The sequence below is a fragment of the Pseudomonas sp. SZ57 genome (assembly GCF_009495975.1).
GTDB classification, from domain to species: domain Bacteria; phylum Pseudomonadota; class Gammaproteobacteria; order Pseudomonadales; family Pseudomonadaceae; genus Aquipseudomonas; species Aquipseudomonas syringae.
Window position 1 is genome coordinate 181,917 of the sequence record NZ_WIBD01000007.1, and the last position, 22,857, is coordinate 204,773.

General features: G+C 60.2%; 25 protein-coding genes. 23 read left to right on the plus strand and 2 right to left on the minus strand.

Annotated elements, in window-relative coordinates:
* Nucleotides 1-5 precede the first annotated feature (5 nt).
* Genes GE543_RS10380 through murB form a run of 6 tightly spaced genes read left to right on the plus strand, consistent with a single transcriptional unit; the run spans nucleotide 6 to nucleotide 4,124 of the window.
* A complete protein-coding gene (locus GE543_RS10380; RefSeq protein WP_002552676.1) occupies nucleotides 6-683 on the plus strand; it encodes a MotA/TolQ/ExbB proton channel family protein in 678 nt (225 codons plus the stop codon).
* Nucleotides 680-1,111 (plus strand): biopolymer transporter ExbD, encoded by a 432-nt coding sequence (locus GE543_RS10385; protein ID WP_003409582.1) that lies wholly within the window; start codon nucleotides 680-682, stop codon nucleotides 1,109-1,111. The genes GE543_RS10380 and GE543_RS10385 overlap by 4 nt, the downstream gene beginning before the upstream one ends.
* Nucleotides 1,111-2,106 carry a tetraacyldisaccharide 4'-kinase gene (gene lpxK / locus GE543_RS10390; RefSeq protein WP_046270562.1) on the plus strand — a complete coding sequence of 332 codons (996 nt, stop codon included), beginning with the start codon at nucleotides 1,111-1,113 and terminating at the stop codon, nucleotides 2,104-2,106. Before GE543_RS10385 ends, lpxK begins: the two co-directional genes overlap by 1 nt.
* A gap of 17 nt (nucleotides 2,107-2,123) precedes the next feature.
* A complete protein-coding gene (locus GE543_RS10395) occupies nucleotides 2,124-2,309 on the plus strand; it encodes a Trm112 family protein (RefSeq protein WP_002552679.1) in 186 nt (61 codons plus the stop codon).
* Complete coding sequence (gene kdsB, locus GE543_RS10400; protein ID WP_003317470.1) at nucleotides 2,306-3,070, plus strand: 3-deoxy-manno-octulosonate cytidylyltransferase; 765 nt, start codon at nucleotides 2,306-2,308, stop codon at nucleotides 3,068-3,070. The genes GE543_RS10395 and kdsB overlap by 4 nt, the downstream gene beginning before the upstream one ends.
* 34 nt (nucleotides 3,071-3,104) lie before the next feature.
* The gene (gene murB, locus GE543_RS10405; RefSeq protein WP_003409590.1) at nucleotides 3,105-4,124 is read left to right on the plus strand and encodes a UDP-N-acetylmuramate dehydrogenase; all 1,020 of its coding nucleotides are present in this window, start codon (nucleotides 3,105-3,107) and stop codon (nucleotides 4,122-4,124) included.
* A 147-nt stretch (nucleotides 4,125-4,271) separates the two neighbouring features.
* On the opposite strand, the gene rne is transcribed toward murB, so the two are convergent.
* Nucleotides 4,272-7,592 carry a ribonuclease E gene (gene rne / locus GE543_RS10410; RefSeq protein WP_178118587.1) on the minus strand — a complete coding sequence of 1,107 codons (3,321 nt, stop codon included), beginning with the start codon at nucleotides 7,590-7,592 and terminating at the stop codon, nucleotides 4,272-4,274.
* A 726-nt stretch (nucleotides 7,593-8,318) separates the two neighbouring features.
* On the opposite strand from rne, the gene rluC reads away from it, so the two are divergent.
* The 3 genes from rluC to sppA are packed head-to-tail and all read left to right on the plus strand — an operon-like array spanning nucleotide 8,319 to nucleotide 10,950.
* Nucleotides 8,319-9,275, plus strand: a complete 957-nt coding sequence (rluC, locus tag GE543_RS10415) for a 23S rRNA pseudouridine(955/2504/2580) synthase RluC (protein WP_003415672.1) — start codon at nucleotides 8,319-8,321, stop codon at nucleotides 9,273-9,275.
* The gene (locus tag GE543_RS10420; protein WP_003415673.1) at nucleotides 9,265-9,927 is read left to right on the plus strand and encodes an HAD-IA family hydrolase; all 663 of its coding nucleotides are present in this window, start codon (nucleotides 9,265-9,267) and stop codon (nucleotides 9,925-9,927) included. The genes rluC and GE543_RS10420 overlap by 11 nt, the downstream gene beginning before the upstream one ends.
* A 24-nt stretch (nucleotides 9,928-9,951) precedes the next feature.
* Nucleotides 9,952-10,950, plus strand: a complete 999-nt coding sequence (gene sppA / locus GE543_RS10425) for a signal peptide peptidase SppA (protein WP_003409602.1) — start codon at nucleotides 9,952-9,954, stop codon at nucleotides 10,948-10,950.
* A 57-nt stretch (nucleotides 10,951-11,007) separates the two neighbouring features.
* Here sppA and GE543_RS10430 read toward each other — a convergent pair whose 3' ends face one another.
* Nucleotides 11,008-11,586 (minus strand): nucleoside triphosphate pyrophosphatase, encoded by a 579-nt coding sequence (locus GE543_RS10430; protein WP_178118588.1) that lies wholly within the window; start codon nucleotides 11,584-11,586, stop codon nucleotides 11,008-11,010.
* 106 nt (nucleotides 11,587-11,692) lie between these two features.
* On the opposite strand from GE543_RS10430, the gene GE543_RS10435 reads away from it, so the two are divergent.
* The 14 genes from GE543_RS10435 to GE543_RS10500 all read left to right on the plus strand — a co-directional run bounded on the left by GE543_RS10435 (nucleotide 11,693) and on the right by GE543_RS10500 (nucleotide 22,776).
* On the plus strand, nucleotides 11,693-12,220 hold the full coding sequence (locus GE543_RS10435; RefSeq protein ID WP_003390869.1) for a YceD family protein: 528 nt from the start codon (nucleotides 11,693-11,695) through the stop codon (nucleotides 12,218-12,220).
* Nucleotides 12,221-12,233: 13 nt separating this feature from the next.
* Nucleotides 12,234-12,416: a 50S ribosomal protein L32 gene (rpmF, locus tag GE543_RS10440; protein ID WP_002552688.1), complete on the plus strand. Its 183-nt coding sequence runs from the start codon at nucleotides 12,234-12,236 to the stop codon at nucleotides 12,414-12,416.
* Between the two features lie 4 nt (nucleotides 12,417-12,420).
* On the plus strand, nucleotides 12,421-13,443 hold the full coding sequence (plsX, locus tag GE543_RS10445; RefSeq protein WP_032702702.1) for a phosphate acyltransferase PlsX: 1,023 nt from the start codon (nucleotides 12,421-12,423) through the stop codon (nucleotides 13,441-13,443).
* Nucleotides 13,444-13,559: 116 nt separating this feature from the next.
* On the plus strand, nucleotides 13,560-14,498 hold the full coding sequence (gene fabD / locus GE543_RS10450) for an ACP S-malonyltransferase (protein ID WP_153221396.1): 939 nt from the start codon (nucleotides 13,560-13,562) through the stop codon (nucleotides 14,496-14,498).
* A 15-nt stretch (nucleotides 14,499-14,513) separates the two neighbouring features.
* Entirely contained in the window at nucleotides 14,514-15,257 is a 744-nt protein-coding gene (gene fabG / locus GE543_RS10455) for a 3-oxoacyl-ACP reductase FabG (RefSeq protein WP_003318510.1), read from the plus strand.
* A gap of 191 nt (nucleotides 15,258-15,448) precedes the next feature.
* Entirely contained in the window at nucleotides 15,449-15,685 is a 237-nt protein-coding gene (acpP, locus tag GE543_RS10460) for an acyl carrier protein (protein ID WP_003227051.1), read from the plus strand.
* Between the two features lie 114 nt (nucleotides 15,686-15,799).
* Nucleotides 15,800-17,044: a beta-ketoacyl-ACP synthase II gene (gene fabF, locus GE543_RS10465; protein ID WP_371927141.1), complete on the plus strand. Its 1,245-nt coding sequence runs from the start codon at nucleotides 15,800-15,802 to the stop codon at nucleotides 17,042-17,044.
* Nucleotides 17,044-17,859 carry an aminodeoxychorismate lyase gene (gene pabC / locus GE543_RS10470; protein ID WP_153221397.1) on the plus strand — a complete coding sequence of 272 codons (816 nt, stop codon included), beginning with the start codon at nucleotides 17,044-17,046 and terminating at the stop codon, nucleotides 17,857-17,859. The genes fabF and pabC overlap by 1 nt, the downstream gene beginning before the upstream one ends.
* 2 nt (nucleotides 17,860-17,861) lie before the next feature.
* The gene (gene mltG / locus GE543_RS10475) at nucleotides 17,862-18,995 is read left to right on the plus strand and encodes an endolytic transglycosylase MltG (protein WP_153221398.1); all 1,134 of its coding nucleotides are present in this window, start codon (nucleotides 17,862-17,864) and stop codon (nucleotides 18,993-18,995) included.
* A gap of 19 nt (nucleotides 18,996-19,014) precedes the next feature.
* Complete coding sequence (gene tmk / locus GE543_RS10480; protein ID WP_371927142.1) at nucleotides 19,015-19,647, plus strand: dTMP kinase; 633 nt, start codon at nucleotides 19,015-19,017, stop codon at nucleotides 19,645-19,647.
* Nucleotides 19,640-20,626: a DNA polymerase III subunit delta' gene (locus GE543_RS10485; RefSeq protein ID WP_003409616.1), complete on the plus strand. Its 987-nt coding sequence runs from the start codon at nucleotides 19,640-19,642 to the stop codon at nucleotides 20,624-20,626. The genes tmk and GE543_RS10485 overlap by 8 nt, the downstream gene beginning before the upstream one ends.
* Before the next feature lie 34 nt (nucleotides 20,627-20,660).
* A complete protein-coding gene (locus GE543_RS10490) occupies nucleotides 20,661-21,017 on the plus strand; it encodes a PilZ domain-containing protein (protein WP_003409617.1) in 357 nt (118 codons plus the stop codon).
* A 14-nt stretch (nucleotides 21,018-21,031) separates the two neighbouring features.
* On the plus strand, nucleotides 21,032-21,817 hold the full coding sequence (locus tag GE543_RS10495) for a TatD family hydrolase (RefSeq protein ID WP_003318499.1): 786 nt from the start codon (nucleotides 21,032-21,034) through the stop codon (nucleotides 21,815-21,817).
* A 305-nt stretch (nucleotides 21,818-22,122) separates the two neighbouring features.
* The gene (locus GE543_RS10500) at nucleotides 22,123-22,776 is read left to right on the plus strand and encodes a LysE family transporter (RefSeq protein ID WP_249722098.1); all 654 of its coding nucleotides are present in this window, start codon (nucleotides 22,123-22,125) and stop codon (nucleotides 22,774-22,776) included.
* Nucleotides 22,777-22,857: the final 81 nt, after the last annotated feature.

A 22,857-nucleotide genomic window follows, 5' to 3' on the forward strand; every position in this document is an offset into this window, starting at 1 on the left:
TCACTGTGTGGGAACTGGTCAAATCTGGCGGCTGGATGATGCTGCCGATTATTCTGAGCTCCATCGCCGCCGCCGGCATCATCATCGAGCGCCTGTGGACGTTGCGTGCCAGCCGTATCACGCCACCGCACCTGCTCGGGCAGGTCTGGCAGTGGATTCAGGAAAAGAAGCTGGACGGCGAAAAACTCAAGCAGCTGCGCGCTGACTCGCCGCTGGGTGAAATCCTTGCCGCAGGTCTGGCCAATTCCAGGCATGGTCGCGAGATCATGAAGGAATGCATCGAAGAAGCCGCTGCGCGGGTCATTCATGAGCTGGAGCGCTACCTCAGCGCACTGGGTTCGATCGCTGCCATGGCGCCGCTGCTTGGTTTGCTGGGCACCGTGCTGGGCATGATCGATATCTTCGGCTCGTTCAACAGCTCCGGGGCCACCGCCAACGCCGGCGTGCTGGCAGGTGGTATTTCCAAGGCGCTGATCTGTACGGCGTCGGGTCTTATCGTCGCGATCCCGGCGATCTTCTTTCATCGCTTTCTGCAGAGCCGCGTCGATGAGCTGGTGGTGGGCATGGAACAACAGGCCATTCGTCTGGTTGAAGTGGTGCAGGGTGACCGCGATGTCGATCTGATCGACGCCAAGATCGATCTCAAGTCGCTGGCCAGAGCGGGCGGGGGCAAGAAGAAGTGAAATTTCGCCGTCGCAGACCCCGGGAAAACATCGACATCAATCTGGTCTCTCTGATTGATGTGGTGTTCATCCTGCTGCTGTTCTTCATTGTGACGACCACCTTCACTCGCGAAACCCAGTTGCGGGTCGATCTGCCACAGGCCGTTACCGGAACGCCGGACGTGGACGCCAGCGCCAAACAGCTGGACATTGCCATCAACGCCGACGGGATTTTCTCGCTGAACAATCAGTTGTTGCCGAAAAACGATCTGGCGACGCTGATTGAGGCGCTGCAGCGCGAGTCGGCGGGCGATACCAGCCTGCCGCTGTCGATCAGCGCCGACGGTAAGACCCCGCACCAGTCGGTCATCACGGCCATGGATGCGGCGGGCAAGCTGGGCTTCAGTCATTTGCGCATGACCACCGTCGAGGCCACACCGGCTAACTGATGGCATTCACTGACCGTTTGCTCGATGCCTGGTACAAGGGCCACCCTGCGCTGACGCTGTTGCGCCCGCTCGAAGGCCTTTACCGGCGTGTCGTAGAGCGCAAACGGGCACGGTTTCTGGCGGGCGAGGGCGATATCTATCGCGCGCCGGTGCCGGTCATCGTGGTGGGTAATATCACTGTCGGTGGCACTGGCAAGACGCCGTTGATTCTCTGGATGATCGAGCACTGCCGACGTCGCGGCCTGCGTGTCGGTGTGGTCAGCCGTGGTTATGGCGCCAAGCCGCCAAGCCTGCCGTGGCGCGTCCTGCCTGAACAAAGTGCCAGCGAGGCGGGGGACGAGCCCCTGCTCATCGTGCAGCGCTGCGGCGTGCCGCTGATGATCGATCCGGATCGCAGTCGCGCCGTACAGGCCTTGCTCGCTGCCGAACCGCTGGATGTGATTCTTTCCGACGACGGCTTGCAGCATTACCGGCTGGCCCGCGACCTGGAGCTGGTGCTGATCGATGCCGCCCGTGGTCTGGGCAATCGCCGTTGTCTGCCTGCCGGGCCGTTACGCGAACCGGTCGAGCGGCTGAGCAGTGTCGACGCCTTGCTTTATAACGGCGCGACGGCTGACAGGGACGATGGCTACGCCTTCAGGCTCAAGCCTTCAGCGCTGATCAATCTGCGCAGTGGCGAACGTCAGCCGGTGGATTATTTTCCGGCCGGGCAGGCGCTGCATGCTGTCGCCGGAATCGGCAATCCCCAACGTTTCTTCAATACCCTCGAAGGATTACACTGGCGGCCGGTGACTCACGCATTCGCCGACCATGCTGTCTACAGTGCCGAGGCGCTGACATTTACCCCCGCGCTGCCCTTGGTCATGACCGAGAAGGATGCGGTTAAATGTCGTGCCTTTGCCGCTGATGACTGGTGGTATCTGGCAGTGGATGCAGTACCTTCCGATGCCTTTGTCGGTTGGTTCGACCAGCAACTGCTACGTCTCTCTCCATGATTGCTTCAGGATCTCCTATGGACACCAAACTACTCGATATCCTCGCTTGCCCCGTCTGCAAGGGACCATTGAAGCTCAGCGCCGACAAGACCGAGCTGATCAGCAAGGGCGCAGGTCTTGCCTATCCGGTGCGCGACGGCATCCCGGTGATGCTCGAAAGCGAAGCTCGCACCCTGAGCACCGACGAGCGGCTGGAAAAATGACCGCAGCGTTTACCGTTGTCATTCCCGCGCGCTATGGCTCCAGCCGCTTTCCGGGCAAGCCGCTGAAAACCATTGCCGGCAAACCCATGGTTCAACTGGTCTGGGAGCAGGCGTGCAAGAGCAGCGCCGAACGCGTGGTGATTGCCACTGACGATGCACGCATTGTCGAAGCCTGTCAGGCTTTTGGTGCCGAAGTGCTGCTGACGCGCGACGATCACAACTCCGGTACCGATCGTCTGGCCGAGGTGGCTGCGCAATTGGGCCTGGCGGCTGACGCGATTGTGGTCAATGTGCAGGGCGACGAGCCGATGATCCCGCCTGCGGTGATCGATCAGGTGGCGTCCAATCTGGCCGCCCATCCCGAGGCTGGCATGTCTACGCTGGCCGAGCCTATCGACGACGTGGCCGCGTTGTTCAACCCCAACATCGTCAAGGTGGCTACGGACATCAACGGCCTGGCGCTGACGTTCAGCCGGGCTCCCTTGCCGTGGGCGCGCGATGCGCTCGCAGCAAACCGCGACCAGTTGCCTGCCGGCGTGCCTTATCGTCGGCACATCGGTATCTACGCCTACCGTGCGGGCTTCCTGCATGACTTCGTCAGCTGGGGCCCGTGCTGGCTGGAAAACACCGAAAGCCTGGAACAATTGCGTGCGCTGTGGAATGGCGTGCGGATTCACGTTGCCGACGCGCTCGAAGCGCCACCCGGTGGCGTCGATACGCCTGAAGACCTGGAGCGCGTCAGGCGCTTGCTGGAGGGTTGATGCGCTTCGTCCAGTGGTTCGGGAAGGCGAGGGTATGACCTTGCAGGTGCAGTCCGCGATTTCCCTCAAGCCGTTCAATACGTTCGGTGTTGATGTGCAAGCCCGGTTATTTGCCGAAGCGCATAGCGATGATGACGTTCGCGAGGCGCTGGCCTATTCGGCCGAGCACGATGTGCCACTGCTGGTGATTGGCGGTGGCAGCAACCTGCTGCTCAGCGCTGACGTGCAGTCACTGGTGGTGCGCATGGCCAGCCGCGGCATTCGCATCGTGCACGAGGACTGTCTCGAGTCGATTGTCGAGGCAGAGGCCGGCGAGCCCTGGCATCCGTTCGTGCAGTCCTGTCTGGAGCTGGGGCTGGCGGGGCTGGAAAACCTCAGTCTGATCCCAGGCACCGTTGGCGCGGCGCCCATGCAGAACATCGGCGCTTATGGCGTCGAGATCAAGGATGTCTTCCATAGCCTGACTGCGCTGGATCGTGAAACCGGCGAATTGCGCGAGTTTTCTCTGCCGGACTGTGCGTTCGGCTACCGCGACAGCGTGTTCAAGCATCAGGTCGCGCGCTGGTTGATCCTGCGTGTGCGTTTCAAGCTCAGTCGCGTAGCTCGCCTGCACCTCGAATATGGCCCGGTTCGTCAGCGTCTCGACGAGCAGGGTATCGATCGGCCGACGCCGTTCGATGTCAGCCGTGCGATCTGCGCCATTCGCAGTGAAAAGCTGCCTGACCCCGCGGTGCTGGGCAATGCCGGCAGTTTCTTTAAAAACCCGATTATCGCTGCCGAACTGTACGCGACGATCAAACAGCAGCACCCAGGCGTGGTCGGCTACCCGCAGGACGATGGCCGGGTGAAGCTGGCGGCCGGGTGGCTTATCGAGCAAGCGGGCTGGAAGGGGTATCGCGATGGTGATGCTGGCGTGCACAAGCTGCAGTCGCTGGTGCTGGTCAACTATGGGCAGGCAAGTGGCTTGCAGTTGCTAAGTCTGGCGCGCCGTATCCAGACCGACATCGCTGAACGTTTTGGTGTCGAGCTGGAGATGGAGCCGAACCTCTACTGATAGCCGAGGGGCTCTTGTGGGGGGCTCGCTCGCGAAGAGATCAGATCAAGCGCCGCGTATTGAAGATGAGCACGGTGCAATCCTCAACCAACGGACATGAAAAAGCCCCGCCTGTTTGCACAGGCGGGGCTTTTTCATGGGCCGGGATTAGACGAGGGGTTTAGGCTCGTTTTCTTTCTCGGCTTCATGTTGCGGTTTAACTGCTGGTTGCTCAGTTGCCGCTTCTTCGGTCTTTTCCTCGGCTGCCGGTGAAGGCTGTGCCGATTCTGCTTCAGCGGCAGCAGGCGCTGCCTCGACGACTGGAGCGCTGGCAGCAGCGGCTTCCTGTTGACGACGTGCTTCTTCTTCACGCTTGCGGCGACGAACTTCACGAGGATCGTTCGGTGCGCGGCCTGTGCTGCTGACCACTGGTGCAGGCGCTGCTTCTTCAGCCGCAGGTGCCTGCTCTTGTGGGGCAGGTGCCTGTTCTTCAACGACCGGCTGAGGCGCGACGTAAGGAGCAGGCTCTTCTTTCAGCGCTACCGGCTCGACGACAGCGGCAGGTGCAGGCGTTGGCAGTTCGGATGATTCAGTGGCTGGCACTTCCTCATGAGCTGCTGCTTCGACCGGCGCCTGTGGTGCTGGCTCTGGCGTCGGCTTGAACGGCACTACGCGTTCTGCGTGAGGTGCTTCGAACAGTTCGGACTGTGCAGCAATCGCAGGTGCTTCGACCGTTGCTGGCTGAACTTCAACCTCTGGAGCAGGCTGTGCTACAGGAGCATCGTTTGCCACAGGGGCTTCAACGGCAGGTGCTTCGACAGTCGTCTCGGCAACGGTCGGTGCTTTTTCGGCAACCGTTGCTTCGGTGGCTGGCGTTTCAGCTACTGGCGTTTCAGTCACGGGCGCTTCAGTCGCAGATGCTTCGGCAGCAGGTGCCTGATGCACCGGCTCGGCGTCTGCAGCGGCTGCGTTGCTGTTGGCACGTTCGGCCTGCTGATGCGCGTCGGCTTCTGCAGGCGCGCTGATCACGCTGCTGGCAGCGGACGCTGCGGCGGTGAAGCCCAGACCCGCCGACAGGTCGGTGGCGCTGCCTTCTTCTTCGTTGCCGTTCTCTTCGGAGCCTTCGATCACGTTGCCATTGGCATCGCGCTGACGCTCACGACGATTGCTGCGACGACGCTGGCCACGCGAGCGGCGGCGAGGGCGGTCGCCTTCGCTACCGTCGTTGCCTTCCTGGTTCTCGTCATTGGTCTGCTCTTCGTTGAGCAGCACTTCCTCTTCTTCGCTCACAGCAGCCGCGGCTTGTTCGGCGCGTGGTTGACGTTCTTCACGAGCTGCGCGCGGCTGGCGCTCTTCGCGTGGTGCGCGTTCAGGGCGCTCCTCACGAGCGAGGCTCACCGCCGGGGCGGCATCCAGAGGCTCGCGCAGTTCGCGAACCGGACGATCTTCGCGCGCTTCACGCGGCTTGCGTTCGCGGGTGGTACGGGCTGGACGCTCTTCGCGCGGTGCCGACTCTTCGCGGGCTTCACGCGGTTCGCGAACGGTGCGCTCTTCACGAGGTGCACGTTCCTCACGCGGAGCACGCTCTTCGCGAGGTGCGCGCTCTGCACGTTCTTCGCGGGGGGCGCGTTCTTCACGAGGCTTGCGCTCTTCGTCGCGGCGATTGTTGCGGCCACGGCTCTGCTGGCGGCCGTTGCGGCGTTCTTCGTTGCGGGCTGGACGCTGTTCTGCAACAGGCTTTTCAACCACGACCGGAGCGACAGGCTCTTCCTTGGTCGCGAACAGGCTGACCAGGGATTTCACCAGACCCTTGAACAGGCTTGGCTCGTGAGCGACAGGTGCCGGTGCAGGCGTTGGTGCAGGGGCCGCGGCTTCTACCGGGACCGGCGCATTGGCGCGAGCCGGGGCAGTCTTGACGGCTGCTTCCTGACGAACCAGGGTGCGGGTTGCGGCGGCCAGTGGTGCAATTTCTTCCACTTCGGCAGCGGCAGCAGCGATTTCGTAGCTGGTCTGGCTGCTGTGCGCTTCAGGGCTGTCATCACGCAGACGCTGAACTTCGAAGTGCGGCGTTTCCAGCTGATCGTTCGGCAGAATGATGATGCGGGCGCGGGTGCGCAGTTCGATCTTGGTGATCGAGTTGCGTTTTTCGTTGAGCAGGAAGGCCGCGACCGGGATCGGCACCTGAGCGCGAACTTCGGCAGTGCGGTCTTTCAGGGCTTCTTCTTCGATCAGGCGCAGGATGGCCAGCGACAGCGATTCAACATCACGGATGATGCCGGTGCCGTTGCAGCGAGGGCAGACGATGCCGCTGCTTTCGCCCAGCGATGGACGCAGGCGCTGACGGGACATTTCCAGCAGACCGAAGCGCGAAATACGACCGATCTGCACGCGGGCACGGTCGGCTTCCAGGCTTTCACGGACTTTTTCTTCCACGGCGCGCTGGTTCTTGGCCGGCGTCATGTCGATGAAGTCGATGACGATCAGGCCGCCGATGTCACGCAGACGCAGTTGACGGGCGATTTCCTCAGCCGCTTCAAGGTTGGTCTGCAGGGCGGTTTCTTCGATGTCGCTGCCTTTGGTGGCGCGCGCCGAGTTGATGTCGATGGACACCAGGGCTTCGGTCGGATCGATGACGATGGAGCCACCGGAAGGCAGTTCGACTACGCGCTGGAAGGCGGTTTCGATCTGGCTTTCGATCTGGAAGCGGTTGAACAGCGGAACGCTGTCTTCGTACAGCTTGATCTTGCTGGCGTACTGCGGCATCACCTGACGGATGAAGGTCAGTGCTTCTTCCTGGGCTTCGATGCTGTCGATCAGGACTTCACCGATATCCTGGCGCAGGTAGTCACGGATGGCGCGGATGATGACGTTGCTTTCCTGGTAGATCAGGAAGGGGGCGGAGCGATCGAGGGACGCTTCCTTGATGGCGGTCCACAGTTGCAGCAGGTAATCGAGGTCCCACTGCATTTCTTCGCTGCTGCGGCCCAGGCCGGCAGTACGAACGATCAGACCCATGTCGGCTGGCGCGATCAGGCCGTTGAGGGCTTCACGCAGTTCGTTGCGCTCTTCGCCTTCGATACGACGCGAGATGCCGCCGGCACGAGGGTTGTTCGGCATCAGAACCAGATAGCGGCCTGCGAGGCTGATGAAGGTGGTCAGGGCTGCGCCCTTGTTGCCACGTTCTTCTTTCTCGACCTGAACGATGACTTCCTGGCCTTCGCTCAGGACGTCCTTGATGTTGACGCGGCCTTCAGGGGCTTTCTTGAAGTACTCGCGGGAGATTTCCTTGAGGGGCAGGAAGCCATGGCGCTCAGAGCCGAAATCGACAAAGGCAGCCTCGAGGCTGGGTTCGATGCGAGTGATTCGGCCTTTATAGATGTTGGCCTTCTTCTGCTCGCGTGCACCTGACTCGATGTCCAGGTCGTAGAGGCGCTGGCCGTCTACCAGTGCAACACGCAACTCTTCGGGTTGAGTTGCGTTAATCAGCATTCTTTTCATGTAGTACCGTCGGTTTCCGGGCTGCCGGAAACGGCGTTCGGCACACACGACTTCTCACGGTCGGTGTCAGGGCACGTCAGGAGTGGTTGGACACTCCAGTGTCTAGCGAGGTCCTCGCCCAGAGGGGGCGGAGGGTCGCGACGACGTTTCCTGCTTGCTGTGGTGGCATAAGACACCCCTTTCAGCAAAAGCTTTGTCAGGAGGAGGAATCGACCATCGGTAGCGGACGAGATGAAGCGTCTAGAACAAGCCTTGTGCTACACAGTCCGATGGTTGTGCGTCTCCACCCTACACGTATCCCTGATAATTCGGGTGCTGCCGCGCGCAGAATCCGCAGCGGGTTGGCATTTACCGCGACCTTCGATAGGGAAGGTCGCGCATCATGGCTTGAGGCGTTGTTCCCGAAGCATTCGCTCGTAGCGTCTGAAAGCGACTGCACTTTGTGAACTGGCCATGAACTGTCCGCACTGGCCGCGAGCTGTCTGCTCTGCTGTCAGGCGTGTTTCCGGCCTCATGTCACCTGCGCTTGTTACGTTTTCAGCGTGCTCCGTTGTCACCGAACACTGCGTAGGACGGCCTCCCGTCCTTGTGAATTGCGTTGGTCAGGGCCGGTTGTCAACCGTTGGTCCGCTGTCCGGCCGCTTTTGGCGGCGTTCGCGACTATAGCAGCAATCATTAAGTGCTTCAAATCCATAAAAAATTGTTATCATTTGCGGCATGACGAATATTGCCCCTCCAACCCCCGGCGTCCAGCTGGTTGAGGTTGCCCCGGAACTTGCCGGTCAACGCATCGATAACTTTCTGATCACTTATCTCAAGGGTGTGCCCAAAACCTTGATTTACCGCATTTTGCGCAAAGGCGAAGTGCGTGTGAACAAGGGGCGGATCAAGCCGGAGTACAAGTTGCAGGCAGGCGATATCGTGCGCATTCCTCCTGTGCGCGTGCCTGAGCGCGACGAGCCTGTGCCGGTCGCGCAGGCACTTTTGCAGCGTCTCGAAGCTGCGATCGTCTATGAAGACAAGGCGCTTATCGTGCTCAACAAGCCGGCAGGTATCGCCGTGCATGGCGGCAGCGGCCTGAGCTTTGGCGTGATCGAAGCGTTCCGCCAGCTGCGCCCGGATGCCAAGGAGCTCGAGCTGGTGCACCGTCTCGATCGCGACACGTCCGGTCTGCTGATGATCGCCAAGAAACGCAGCATGCTGCGTCATCTGCACGAAGCCCTGCGCGGCGACGGCGTCGACAAGCGCTACATGGCGCTGGTCCGCGGTAACTGGGCAGCGGCGTTGAAGCAGGTGCGTGCACCGCTGATGAAAAGCAACCTGCGCTCCGGCGAGCGCATGGTCGAAGTGAATGAAGAGGGCAAGGAAGCCCTGACGATTTTCAAGGTGCTGCGTCGTTTCGGCGACTTTGCCACCATGGTCGAAGCCAAGCCGGTCACCGGGCGTACTCACCAGATTCGTGTGCACACCTTGCATGCGGGTCATGCCATTGCAGGTGACACCAAGTACGGTGACGAGAATTTCAGTCGCGAAATTCGCGATCTGGGCGGCAAGCGTCTGTTTCTGCACGCCTACATGCTGACGGTGCCGATGCCCGATGGCAGCAAACTTAATGTGCAGGCGCCTGTCGATGACATGTGGGCCAAAACAGTGGAGCGTCTGTGTGCGCCGTGATTACGATCTGTTGATTTTCGACTGGGACGGCACATTGGCCGACTCGGTCGGGCGCATCGTCCTGTCCATGCGCACAGCGGCCATCGAGACCGACCTCGAAGTTCGCGACGATACGGCGATCAAGGGGATTATCGGCCTGGGGTTGCCCGAGGCGATTCGAACCCTGTATCCGCAGATCAGCGGCAATCAACTGATCGATTTTCGGCAGCACTACGCGGACAGTTACATGGCGATGGATAACGTGCCGTCGCCGCTGTTCGACGGTGTGGTGGAATCGATACAGGCGTTTCGCGAGGACGGCTATCGTCTGGCGGTCGCTACCGGCAAGGCGCGTCGCGGGCTTGATCGTGTGCTGAAGGCCAATGGCTGGCAGGATTACTTCGATGCTACCCGGGCGGCCGACGAGACCGCCAGCAAGCCTGATCCGCTGATGTTGTACGAGATCATGGCGCACTGTGGTGTTGCGCCGCAGCGTTCGCTGATGATTGGCGATGCTTCGTTCGATCTGCTGATGGCTCGCAATGCGGGTATGGATTCGGTTGCGGTGGGCTATGGCGCTCAGCCACTGGAGTCGCTGCGTCAGTTCGAACCGCGGCTGGCTATCGAGCATTTTTCCGAGCTGCGCACCTGGTTGAACGGGCGCAGCGTCTAGTTTTCGGGTTGGAGTGATTGGAACATGTCTGACGAATGGAAGGCACCCGTTTCGCAAAGCGCGGACGAGGGCAGCAATGGCAGGGAAGAGGCAAAAAGCTGGAAGCTTCTTGAAAAGACGCTACTGGCCAGTGTTCAGGAGCAGCGCCGGGCGCGTCGCTGGGGGATCTTTTTCAAGCTGCTGACGTTCGCGTTCCTGTTTGTTGCAGTGATCGTCCCGATGCTGGATTTCGAGGGCGGTACTTCGCGCCGTTCCAGCCACACTGCGCTGATCGATGTGCAGGGTGTGATTGCCGACAAGGAAGCGGCCAGTGCCGAGAACATTGTCACTGCGCTGCAGAAGGCCTTCGAGGATGAAAAGACCAAGGGTGTCATTCTGCGTATCAACAGCCCGGGCGGCAGTCCGGTGCAGTCGGGCTATGTCTACGACGAAATCCGGCGTTTGCGCGCGGCGAAGCCTGACATCAAGGTGTATGCGGTTATTACTGATCTTGGTGCTTCGGGGGCTTATTACATCGCCAGTGCCGCTGATCAGATCTATGCCGACAAGGCCAGTCTGGTGGGGTCGATCGGTGTGACGGCAGCAGGTTTCGGTTTTGTCGGTGCCATGGACAAGCTCGGTGTTGACCGTCGTACCTATACCTCCGGCGAGCACAAGGCCTTCCTTGACCCGTTCCAGCCGCAGAAGGCTGATGAAACGCAGTTCTGGCAGGGTGTGCTGGACACGACTCATCGCCAGTTCATTGCCAGTGTCAAACAGGGTCGTGGCGACCGGCTGAAGGACAAGGATCACCCGGAACTGTTCTCCGGGCTGATCTGGACCGGCGAGCAGGCTGTTGCGCTGGGTCTGGTGGATGGTCTGGGCAGTGCAAGTTATGTTGCGCGGGATGTGATCAAGGAGAAGGACATCGTCGAGTACACCGTCGAAGAGTCGCCTTTCGATCGCTTTTCGAAAAAGCTGGGCACCAGTATCGCCGAGCGAATTGCCATGCTGGTCGGTTTCAACGGCCCAAGCCTGCGTTGATGGTTTGATGCAGGCATAAAGAACCCGGCCAATGGCCGGGTTCTTTATATGTAAGGGTCAGGGTACGCTGACGCCTTCCTTTATTAGCATGTCCACCAGGCGTATCAGCGGCAGGCCGATCAGGCTGGTCGCGTCACTGCCTTCGGTGCTGCGAAACAGGCTGACGCCAAGGCCTTCTGCCTTGAAGCTGCCAGCGCAGTCATAGGGCAGTTCGGCATGCAGATAGCGTTCGATGCTGGCCCGGTCGAGTTCGCGCATGTGCACTGTGAAAGGCACGCAGTCGACCTGGCACTCGCCGGTCGAGCTATTGAGCAGGGCCAGGCCGGTCAGGAAGGTCACGCTTTTGCCGCTCGCTGCCGTCAGCTGTTCCAGTGCGCGCTCGAAGCTGTGTGGCTTGCCCAGGACCTGTTCGTCAAGGACGGCGACCTGGTCGGAGCCGATGATCAGGTGGTGTGGATGCTCGGCGGCGAGCGCTTGGGCTTTCTCTCGGGCAAGGCGCTGTACGAGGTCGAATGCGGCCTCGTTCGGTCGCCGGCTTTCATCGATATCCGGAGACCTGCAGGTGAATGGCAGGCGCAGGCGGGCGAGCAGTTCGCGGCGGTATGAGGAGCTGGAAGCGAGGAGCAGGGATGGCATGCGGTTCTCCGTAGGCTGAGCGTTGATTCTAAAGAGTGGCCGGAGTGACGAACAGGCCTGAATTTCCTTTGACATGCCCGGGGGGCATCCCTAGAATGCTGCGCCTATGTTGAATGACCCGATTCCATCTCACGTTGACCCGCGCAAATTGTCCGATCGCGGCACTACCCTTCAGGGTGAAGTGCTGCTGGGCGATCTGAAGAGACTCTGCGACCCGCTTGCCGACACTGTCGGTACGGTGCAGGCGAAATTCGTTTTTGAGCGTGACGAACGCCGTTCTGTGGTTATCCACAGTTCGATAGACGTCCCGGTCAAGATGGTTTGCCAGCGTTGTCTTGAGCTGGTGACCCTGCCGATCCACAGCGAATGCAGTTACGTTGTGGTGAAGGAGGGTGCGAATACCCAGTCGTTACCGAAAGGTTATGACGTGCTGGAACTGGGCGAAGATCCTTTGGATCTGCTGGCATTGATCGAGGAGGAGCTATTGCTCGCCTTGCCCATTGTGCCTGCTCATCATCCTGAAGAATGCCAGCAACCGGCGGGTCTCGATGAGCCCGAACCGAGCGTGGACGAGGTAACGCGGTCCAACCCGTTCAGTGTATTGGCGCAGTTAAAGCGTGACCCAAACGTTTAGGAGTTAATCAATTATGGCTGTTCAGCAGAACAAAAAATCCCGCTCTGCCCGTGACATGCGTCGTTCGCACGACGCTCTTGAGGCAAGCACTCTGTCGGTAGAAAAGACCACTGGTGAAATTCACCTGCGTCACCACGTATCGCCAGAAGGCGTATACCGTGGTCGCAAAGTGATCGACAAGGGCGCTGACGAGTAATTTCTTGTCCGCTCCGATCATCGCGATCGACGCAATGGGCGGGGACTTCGGTCCCCGCAACATTGTTCAGGCAAGCCTCGCGTGCCTGACAGCTACTCCCTCGCTTCACCTGGTCCTTGTCGGCCAAGCCTCCCTTATTGAAGAACTCGTCTCTGCTCATGAAGCCGTGGATCGTTCGCGCCTGCGTGTCATTCATGCCAGTGAAGCGATTGCGATGGACGAGCGTCCGTCTCAGGCGTTGCGTGGCAAGCCTGACTCTTCCATGCGCGTTGCTCTCGAGCTGGTGGCCAGCGGTCAGGCCCAGGCATGTGTCAGTGCCGGCAATACCGGTGCGCTGATGGCGCTTTCCCGGTTTGTGCTCAAGACCTTGCCAGGGATTGATCGCCCGGCAATGATCGCAGCCATTCCCACTCGCTCCGGTCATTGCCAGCTGCTGGACCTGGGGGCGAACGTCGATTGCAGCGCCGAGGCGCTCTATCAGTTTGCAGTGATGGGCTCGGTGCTTGCCGAGATCCTCGGTGTCGCAACGCCCAGAGTGGCCTTGCTCAATGTGGGCACTGAAGACATCAAGGGCAATCAGCAGGTCAAGCGTGCTGCCGGTCTTTTGCAGTCTGCCTCGGGGCTTAACTACATTGGCTATGTCGAAGGCGACGGGTTGTACAGGGGAGAGGCTGACGTGGTGGTGTGTGATGGTTTCGTCGGCAATGTATTGCTCAAGTCGAGTGAGGGGCTGGCGACCATGATTGCGGCCAGAATCGAGACGCTGTTCCAGCGCAATCTGCTCAGCAGGGCGGTCGGCGCGCTGGCGTTGCCCTTGCTGAAGCGCTTGCAGACCGACCTGGCGCCCGCCCGTCATAATGGCGCGAGCCTGCTCGGGTTGCAGGGGGTCGTGGTGAAAAGCCATGGCTCTGCAAGTGTTTCAGGCTTTCAGAGTGCGATTCATCGAGCGCTCGTCGAGTCCCGTGAAAACCTGCCACAGCGTTTGAAGGGGCGGCTTGAAACGATGTTCCAGGACGACCGAAGCTGAAAATGTGACGCATCAGACTGGTCAGTCATCCAACCGATCAGTCATATACATTAGAATTCCCGCGTTCGGCCTGTCCGGACGCCCATTTTGGCGACAATAATTCAGAGGCTTGTCAAATGTCTGCATCCCTCGCATTCGTCTTTCCGGGTCAAGGATCGCAATCGCTCGGTATGCTCGCCGAACAAGGCGCGCAACATCCGCTGATCCTCGACACTTTCGAGCAGGCTTCCGAAGCCCTCGGCTATGACCTGTGGACATTGACTCAGAACGGTCCTGCCGAGCTGCTCAACCAGACCGACAAGACCCAGCCGGCCATTTTGACCGCTTCGGTTGCCTTGTGGCATGTGTGGCTGGCCGAGGGCGGTGCGGTTCCTGCGTTCGTCGCCGGTCACAGTCTGGGTGAATACAGTGCACTGGTAGCCGCGCAAAGCCTGAGCCTGGCTGACGCCGTGAAGCTTGTCGAGCGTCGCGGCCAGTTGATGCAGGAAGCGGTACCAGCGGGTCAGGGTGGCATGGCCGCCATTCTGGGGCTCGATGATGCCGACGTTATCGCAGCCTGCGCCGAAGCGGCACAGGGTGAGGTCGTCAGTGCCGTGAATTTCAACTCGCCGGGCCAGGTGGTGATTGCCGGTTCCGCCGAGGCCGTCAAGCGTGCCATGGAGCTGTGCAAGGCCCGTGGCGCCAAGCGCGCCTTGCCGTTGCCGGTCAGCGTGCCATCGCACTGCGAACTGATGCGCCCGGCCGCCGAGCGTTTCGCCGAGGCCGTTGAAGCCATCGAATGGCAGGCGCCGGAAATTGCGCTGGTACAGAACGTCAGTGCCAGCGTGGCCAGTGATCTGGCAACGCTCAAGCGTGATTTGCTGGAGCAGTTGTACAAGCCGGTACGCTGGGTCGAATCCATTCAATGCCTGGCCAGTCGCGGTGCGACCCAGCTTGTGGAGTGCGGTCCGGGCAAAGTGCTGGCCGGTCTGAACAAGCGTTGCGCCGACGGCGTGATGACCTACAACCTTGATACCCCGGACGCCTTTGCCGCCGCGCGCGCGGCATTGGCCTGATTAGGAGAAGCCTGCATGAGCCTTCAAGGTAAAGTGGCACTGGTAACCGGTGCAAGTCGCGGCATTGGTCAAGCCATTGCTCTGGAATTGGGACGCAACGGTGCTGTTGTCGTGGGTACCGCGACGTCAGAGTCCGGTGCCGAGCGCATCAGCGCGACGTTCAAGGAAAACGGCATCGAAGGCTTTGGCCTGATGCTGGATGTCTGCGATGCCGAGTCTGTGAATTCGGTTCTGTCCACCATTCAGGAGCGCGTCGGCGCACCGTTGATTCTGGTCAATAACGCCGGTATCACCCGTGATAACCTGATGATGCGCATGAAAGATGACGAATGGTATGACGTCGTCAACACCAATCTGAACAGCCTTTTCCGTCTTTCCAAGGGCGTTCTGCGTGGCATGACCAAAGCGCGTTGGGGGCGTATTATCAGCATTGGTTCGGTTGTGGGTGCCATGGGCAACGCCGGTCAAGTAAACTATGCTTCCGCGAAGGCCGGTCTGGAAGGCTTCAGTCGGGCTCTGGCCCGTGAAGTGGGCTCGCGGGCGGTCACCGTGAATTCGGTGGCACCGGGTTTTATCGATACCGACATGACGCGTGAGCTGCCTGAGGCTCAGCGTGAGTCACTGATTACCCAGATACCCCTGGGCCGTTTGGGGCAAGCCGAAGAGATTGCGCACGTAGTCGCTTTTCTTGCGTCCGAAGGCGCAGGCTACGTTACCGGGGCCACAATCCCTGTTAACGGCGGCATGTACATGAGCTAATGTGACGACCTGTTTCAAAAAAATGTCATACGAGCTGTCTAAAATCCGTTATAAAGCTGCAATCTATGAATGGGCAAAGGTACGGTTGGGCATAAGGGGAGAGCGTTAAGCTTGAAATTCGCAAAACCTCTTCTATACACTTACCCACTGGCCAGATGCCTGAACATTTCCACTAGGAGTTAAAACTAGGTATGAGCACCATCGAAGAGCGCGTCAAGAAAATCGTTGCAGAGCAACTTGGCGTCAAACAAGAAGAGGTTGTCAACACTGCTTCTTTCGTTGAGGACCTGGGCGCTGACTCCCTGGACACCGTCGAGCTGGTAATGGCTCTGGAAGAGGAATTCGAGACCGAAATCCCTGACGAAGAAGCGGAAAAGATCACTACCGTTCAAGCAGCAATCGACTACGTCACTAGCCATCAGGCTTAAGATTTGTAATCGCTGACTGCTGTCACGGGAAAACCGCACTGCTTTAACCGGCGTGCGGTTTTTTCTTTAAAAAACGCTGTGATTGTTCCGTAAACAAGAGAGAAGGAGAGTCCTGTGTCGCGTAGACGCGTCGTGGTCACCGGGATGGGCATGCTTTCGCCACTGGGCAATGACGTGCCCAGCAGTTGGCAAGGCATTCTGGCGGGCCGCAGTGGCATTGGCCTTATCGAGCACACGGACTTGTCAGCCTTCACCACCCGCTTCGGCGGCTCGGTCAAGGGTTTCAACGTCGAAGAATACCTCGCGCCCAAAGAAGCGCGCCGCCTCGATCTCTTTATTCAGTATGGCCTCGCGGCCAGCTTTCAGGCCGTGCGTAATGCAGGTCTTGAAGTCACTGATGCAAACCGTGAGCGCATCGGCGTTGCCATGGGTTCGGGCATCGGTGGTCTGACCAATATCGAAAACAGCAGTCGCCTGCTGCACGAGCAGGGCCCTGGACGGATATCACCGTTCTTCGTTCCTGGCTCGATCATCAATATGATTTCCGGTTTCCTGTCGATCCATCTGGGCGCACAGGGACCCAATTACTCCATCGCGACGGCTTGCACGACTGCAACCCACTGCATCGGCATGGCGGCTCGCAACATCGCCTATGACGAAGCGGACGTGATGATCGCCGGCGGCGCTGAAATGGCCGCCTGTGGACTGGGTCTGGGCGGCTTCGGTGCAGCGCGTGCACTGTCGACCCGCAACGATGACCCGACCCGCGCCAGTCGCCCTTGGGACAAGGGCCGTGATGGCTTCGTCCTGTCCGACGGTGCCGGTGCCATGGTGCTCGAAGAGCTCGAGCACGCCAAGGCGCGTGGCGCGACCATTTATGCAGAACTGGTCGGGTTCGGCATGAGCGGCGACGCCTATCACATGACTTCGCCACCTGATGACGGCGCCGGTGCTGCACGCTGCATCGCCAATGCGTTGCGTGATGCCAAGGTCAATCCCGATCAGGTGCAGTACATCAACGCACACGGTACGTCGACGCCTGCAGGCGATCTGGCCGAGGCTTCTGCGATCAAGTCGGTATTCGGTGATCACGCCTACAAGCTGGCAGTCAGTTCGACCAAGTCGATGACCGGCCACCTGCTGGGCGCCGCCGGTGCTGTCGAAGCGATCTTCAGCGTCCTGGCAATGGTTGATCAGGTGGCTCCGCCGACCATCAACCTGGATGAGCCAAGCGAAGGCTGCGATCTGGACTTCGTGCCTCACGAAGCGCGCCGCATGCCGATCGACGTCGTTCTGTCGAACTCCTTCGGCTTCGGTGGCACCAACGGCTCGCTGGTATTCCGTCGGTTCGCCGAGTAATGCCCGACTGGGTCGATGGCTGCCCCGCAGACGCCTTGTCCCTCAAGGACCGAGGGCTGGCCTACGGCGATGGACTGTTTGAAACCATCGTCGTCAAGGCCGGGCAGCCATTGCTCCTGGAGCGCCATCTGCAGCGTCTCGAGAGCGGCTGCGCACGCTTGTCGATCGCAACCGATCACGCGCTGATTCGCGCAGAAATGTCCCGCTTCGCTGCAGCACTTGGCGATGGGGTCATGAAGCTCATCCTGACCCGTGGCGACAGCCAGCGCGGCTACGCTCCGGCCCCCAATGCCCAATCGCGCCGAATCCTGCAGGGCGGCCCTGCGCCAGCCTATCCCGGTGCGCATGCCGAGCAGGGCGTGCGCCTGTTTGCCTGCCAGACGCGTCTGGCGGAACAGCCGCTTCTGGCCGGACTCAAGCACCTCAATCGTCTGGAGCAGGTACTGGCCCGATCCGAGTGGAGTGATAGCGAGCACGCCGAGGGCTTGATGCGTGACACGTCCGGGCGACTGATAGAGGGTGTTTACAGCAACCTGTTTCTGGTCAGTCAGGGCCGTCTGCTGACTGCTGATCTCAGCCGCTGCGGGGTTGCAGGTGCGATGCGTGCAGAGCTGCTGGATCAGGCACCAAAGCTGGGAGTGGCTGTCGATATCCGTGACCTGCACATGTCTGACCTGGAAACGGCAGACGAAGTGTTTCTATGCAATAGCGTGTACGGCGTCTGGCCGGTTTGCAGCTTTGCAGCGTTGAACTGGCCGGTCGGGCCGCTGACCCGTAAACTGCAAGGTATTGCTCGCACCCTTCTGGATATCTGATTTTGATCCGAAAAATATTGGTGTTGCTGGAAACAGCGGTTGTCCTGGCAGGTTTGCTGCTCGGTTTTGCGTTCTGGCAGCAGTATCAGGCGCTGAACCAGCCACTTGAGGTGGCTCAGGAGCAACTGCTGGACGTACCTGCCGGTTCGACGCCGACCGGCGTACTGAACCGATTGCAGGCCGATGGCGTGATCAAGGACGCTTTCTGGCTGCGTCTTTACTGGCGTTTCAACCTGTCCGGACAGGCGCTGCACAGCGGTGAATACCGTATGGTGCCGGGCATGAACGTCAAGGGCCTGTTCGACGTCTGGAAGCGCAAGGAAGTCGTGCAATACAGCCTGACGCTGGTCGAAGGCTGGAATTTCCGCCAGGTACGTGCTGCGCTGGCCAAACAGGCCAAGCTCGATCAAACGCTGTCAGGTCTGTCCGACAGCGAGCTGATGGCGAAAATCGGCCACCCCGACGTGTTTCCTGAGGGCCGTTTCTTTCCGGACACTTACCGCTATGTGCGCGGCATGACCGATGCCGAATTGCTCAAGCAGGCCTACAGCCGCATGGAAGAAGTACTCGACGAGGAATGGAATGCGCGTTCGTCAGAGGCTCCCTACTCAAATCCTTATCAGGCGCTGATCATGGCGTCGCTGGTCGAGAAAGAGACCGGCGTGCCTCAGGAGCGCGGCCAGATAGCCGGTGTGTTCGTGCGTCGCCTGAAGCTGGGCATGCAGTTGCAGACCGACCCGACCGTGATCTACGGCATGGGCGAGCGCTACAACGGCAAACTGACCCGTGCCAACCTCAAGGAAGCCACACCCTACAACACCTACATGATCGCCGGCCTGCCGCCGACGCCCATTTCGCTGGTGGGGCGCGAAGCGATTCACGCTGCGCTCAATCCGGTGGACGGCAGCAGCCTGTATTTCGTGGCCAAGGGTGACGGCAGCCATGTGTTCTCGGACGATCTGGATGCCCATAACGCGGCCGTGCGTGATTATCAGCTCAAGCGCCGCGCGGATTATCGTTCCAGCCCGGCACCTGCTGCACCTGCCACACCGGCACCGGCAGCTGACTCTCCCTCTTCGGAAGCCGTGCCTGCGGATGCTCCGGATGCCCCGCAGTCAGAGCCAAATGCGCAATGATGACGATTAAGGATGACCTGTGACTGGCTTGTTTATCACTCTTGAAGGCCCGGAAGGTGCAGGCAAAAGCACCAACCGCGACTACCTGGCGGCGCAATTGCGTGCGCAGGGTGTTCAGGTACTGCTGACCCGCGAACCGGGTGGTACTCCGCTGGCCGAGCGTATTCGCGAGCTGTTGCTGGCGCCCAGCGGCGAGGCCATGAGCGCCGACACCGAACTGCTGCTGGTGTTTGCCGCGCGTGCACAGCATCTGGCCGAAGTCATTCGTCCCGCGCTGGCGCGTGGCGAGGTGGTGCTCTGTGATCGGTTTACCGATGCCACCTACGCCTATCAGGGCGGCGGTCGCGGCTTGTCCCATGAGCGTATTGCAGCGCTGGAGCAGTTCGTTCAAGGCGACCTGCGCCCTGACCTGACGCTGGTGTTCGACTTGCCGGTAGAGATCGGCCTGTCACGCGCCGCTGCACGCGGTCGGCTGGATCGGTTCGAGCAGGAAGGCCGTGCGTTTTTCGACGCCGTGCGTAGCACCTATCTGGAGCGCGCCAAGGCTGAGCCTGCGCGCTATCGCCTGGTAGACGCCGGACAGACCCTGGCCGATGTGCAGGCTTCCCTCGACACCTTGCTGCCTCAATTGCTGGAGCTGCAACGTGGCTGAAGCCTATCCCTGGCAGGCTTCGCTCTGGCAGCAGATGGCCGGTCGCGCTCAGCATGCTCACGCCTATCTGCTGCACGGGCCGGCAGGCATCGGCAAGCGCGCCCTCGCTGAACGGCTGATGGCCAGCCTGTTGTGCAAGACCCCCGAAGGGCTTGATGCCTGCGGGCACTGCAAGTCCTGTCTGCTGCTGGCGGCTGGCAGCCATCCCGACAATTACGTGCTCGAGCCGGAAGAGGCGGACAAGCCGATCAAGGTCGATCAGGTGCGTGATCTGGTCAGTTTCGTGGTGCAGACCGCTCAGATGGGCGGGCGCAAGGTGGTGCTCGTCGAGCCGGTGGAAGCGATGAATACCAACGCGGCCAACGCCTTGCTGAAAAGTCTGGAAGAGCCTTCAGGCAATACCGTTCTGTTGCTGGTCAGTCATCAGCCGAGCCGCTTGCTGCCAACGGTCAAGAGCCGCTGTGTGCAGCAGGCCTGCCCGTTACCCGGCGAACAGATGAGCCTTGACTGGCTGAGCGGCGCATTGCCCGATTGCACGCAGGACGAGCGCTTCGAGTTGCTGACGCTGGCCGCCGGGTCGCCGCTGGCTGCGGTGGCGCTGCACGCGCAGGGTGTTCGCGAACAGCGCGCTCTGGTGGTCGACGGCGTCAAGAAGTTGCTCAAGCAACAACAGTCGGCTACCCAACTGGCCGAGGGCTGGAAGGATATTCCGCTGTTACTGTTGTTCGACTGGTTCTGTGACTGGTCGCACCTGATCCTGCGCTATCAGATGACGCAGGACGAGGAGGGCCTTGGCCTGGGTGACATGCGCAAGGTGATTCAATACCTGGCGCAGAAGTCTTCTCGCGCCAAAGTGCTGGATATTCAGGACTGGATTCTGGCGCAGCGCCAGAAAGTCATGTCCAAGGCCAACCTCAATCGGGTTTTGCTGCTTGAAGCGTTGTTGGTGCAGTGGGCAGGCCTGCCGGGACAGGCGTAGACTCTGCGTTATCCGGAACCGTTGAGGTGTTGTCATGAGTCTGCCGCCGAGCACAGGTCCACGTAATGGCATTCTGTCCCTGACCATCAAGGACAAATCCGTTCTCTACGCTGCTTATATGCCGTTCATCAGAAACGGCGGGCTGTTCATTCCGACCAGCAAGAGCTACAAGCTGGGCGATGAAGTGTTCATGCTGCTCAATCTGATGGACGAACCGGAGAAGGTTCCGGTGGCCGGTCGTGTTGCCTGGATCACGCCAAAAGGCGCGCAGGGCAATCGCACTGCCGGCGTTGGCGTGCAGTTCAATGACGGCGACAACACCGCCCGCAATCTGATCGAAACTCACCTGGTCGGCGCTCTCAAGTCCGATCGTCCAACCCATACGATGTAGTTGTGTTTTAACCCATGCTTGTAGATTCCCATTGTCACCTCGATCGCCTTGACCTTGCCCAGCACGACGGCTCTCTGGATGCCGCACTCGACGCCGCCCGCGGCAGAGGGGTCGGGCATTTTCTCTGCATCGGTGTCAGCGCCGACAATGCGGGTGCGGTCAAGGCACTCGCCGAACGCTACGCGGATGTCGATTGCTCGGTGGGCATTCATCCGCTGGACGTGAAGCCCGGCGAAATGCCGCCCCTGGACTGGTTGCTCAAGGAGCTGGATCACCCGCGGGTGGTTGCGATTGGCGAGACCGGTCTGGACTACCACTACGAACCTGAAGCAGCCGAGCTGCAACAGGCGTCTTTCCGGGTTCACCTCGAGGCGGCCAGAATCACTGAAAAACCAGTGGTCATCCACACTCGAGGCGCACGTGCCGATACCCTCAGCCTGCTGCGTGAAGCGGCCTTGCCCCACGCCGGTGTCCTGCACTGTTTCACCGAGGACTGGGAGATGGCCAAGGCCGCGCTGGACCTGGGTTACTACATTTCGCTGTCCGGTATCGTGACATTTCGCAACGCCGATGCCCTGCGCGACGTTGCCAGGCAGGTGCCCGCCGATCGTCTGCTGGTCGAGACCGACTCCCCGTACCTCGCGCCCATCCCGTACCGGGGCAAGCCGAATCTGCCCCAGTACGTACGTGAGGTGGCCGAGTTTCTGGCAATGTTGCGAGGCGAGTCCTACGAGCGCTTTGCCGAGCAGACTACGGCCAATTTCGCTCGCCTGTTTCCGCTGGCGCACGTTCAGCGCTGACGGATGCGCACGTTCACGGGTAGACAAATCGCGGGCAAAAAAAAACCCGGATTCTGGGGGGTGAAGCCGGGTTAAGACCATTAGGAGTAAAACAAAGGCGCGCGAGTCCTTTGGCGCCTCTACTGCCGAGTCATTTGGGGAATGATGACGCGGCAGCAGCTTAAGTATTGTTCAGGACAGCGTAGCGTCCAGTGTCTTTTGATCGTTTTTTAAACAGTTTTGGAATACTAAAGCGCTCCTTGAGTGCTCGATGAACACTTTGTATCGGGCGAAATGCGGGTGCGCTGCAGTAGTGGAGTGGTGGGGTGGAGTTTTCCAACGGTTTTCTGCTGAGTCTGTCCTTGTGTCTGGACATTGGTCTGGCAAACATCGCCATGATCACGCTGTCCATGCAGCGCGGTTTTTCCAGAGGGCTGTGGCTAGGGTTGGGAACCTGCGTCGGTGATCTGGCCTACGCAATCCTGGCGATGCTCGGCATGGCCGTGCTGCTGCAATATGAAGCCGTGCGCTACGTGCTCTGGATTGGCGGCACGGCGGTGCTGGCCTGGTTCTGCTTCAGGATGATCATGAGTGCCACCACCGTCAGCGCCGGTCTCGACAGTCAGAACGTTGAATCTGAAAAATCCAGCCTGGCGCTGTTCCTGCGCGGGATCTTTCTGGCGATGTCCTCACCCAGCGCCATCCTCTGGTTTGCCGCAGTCGGCGGAGCGCTGATTGCCCGGCAAGGCTCTGATCTTGTCAGCGCTTCGACCTTTCTCGCCGGTTTCGTCGCTGCGGGCGTGGTCTGGTCGGTCTCGCTGTGTGCGCTGGCTCATCAGGGTGGGCGTTTCATGGGCGAACGAGTGTTGCGCTGGTCATACATTGCCTCGGCGCTGATCTTTGCCTACTTCACGTTGTATGTGGTGATCACGGGTTATCTGGAGTTTGTCGTCGCTGCTCCCGCGTTGCCAGCGCACTAGGTTGCCACTGCGCTGGAACGGTATCGGGCGTCCGGTATGACCGGTGCGGATTTCCCGCCCGAATCATTCTTGCAGGTCGAC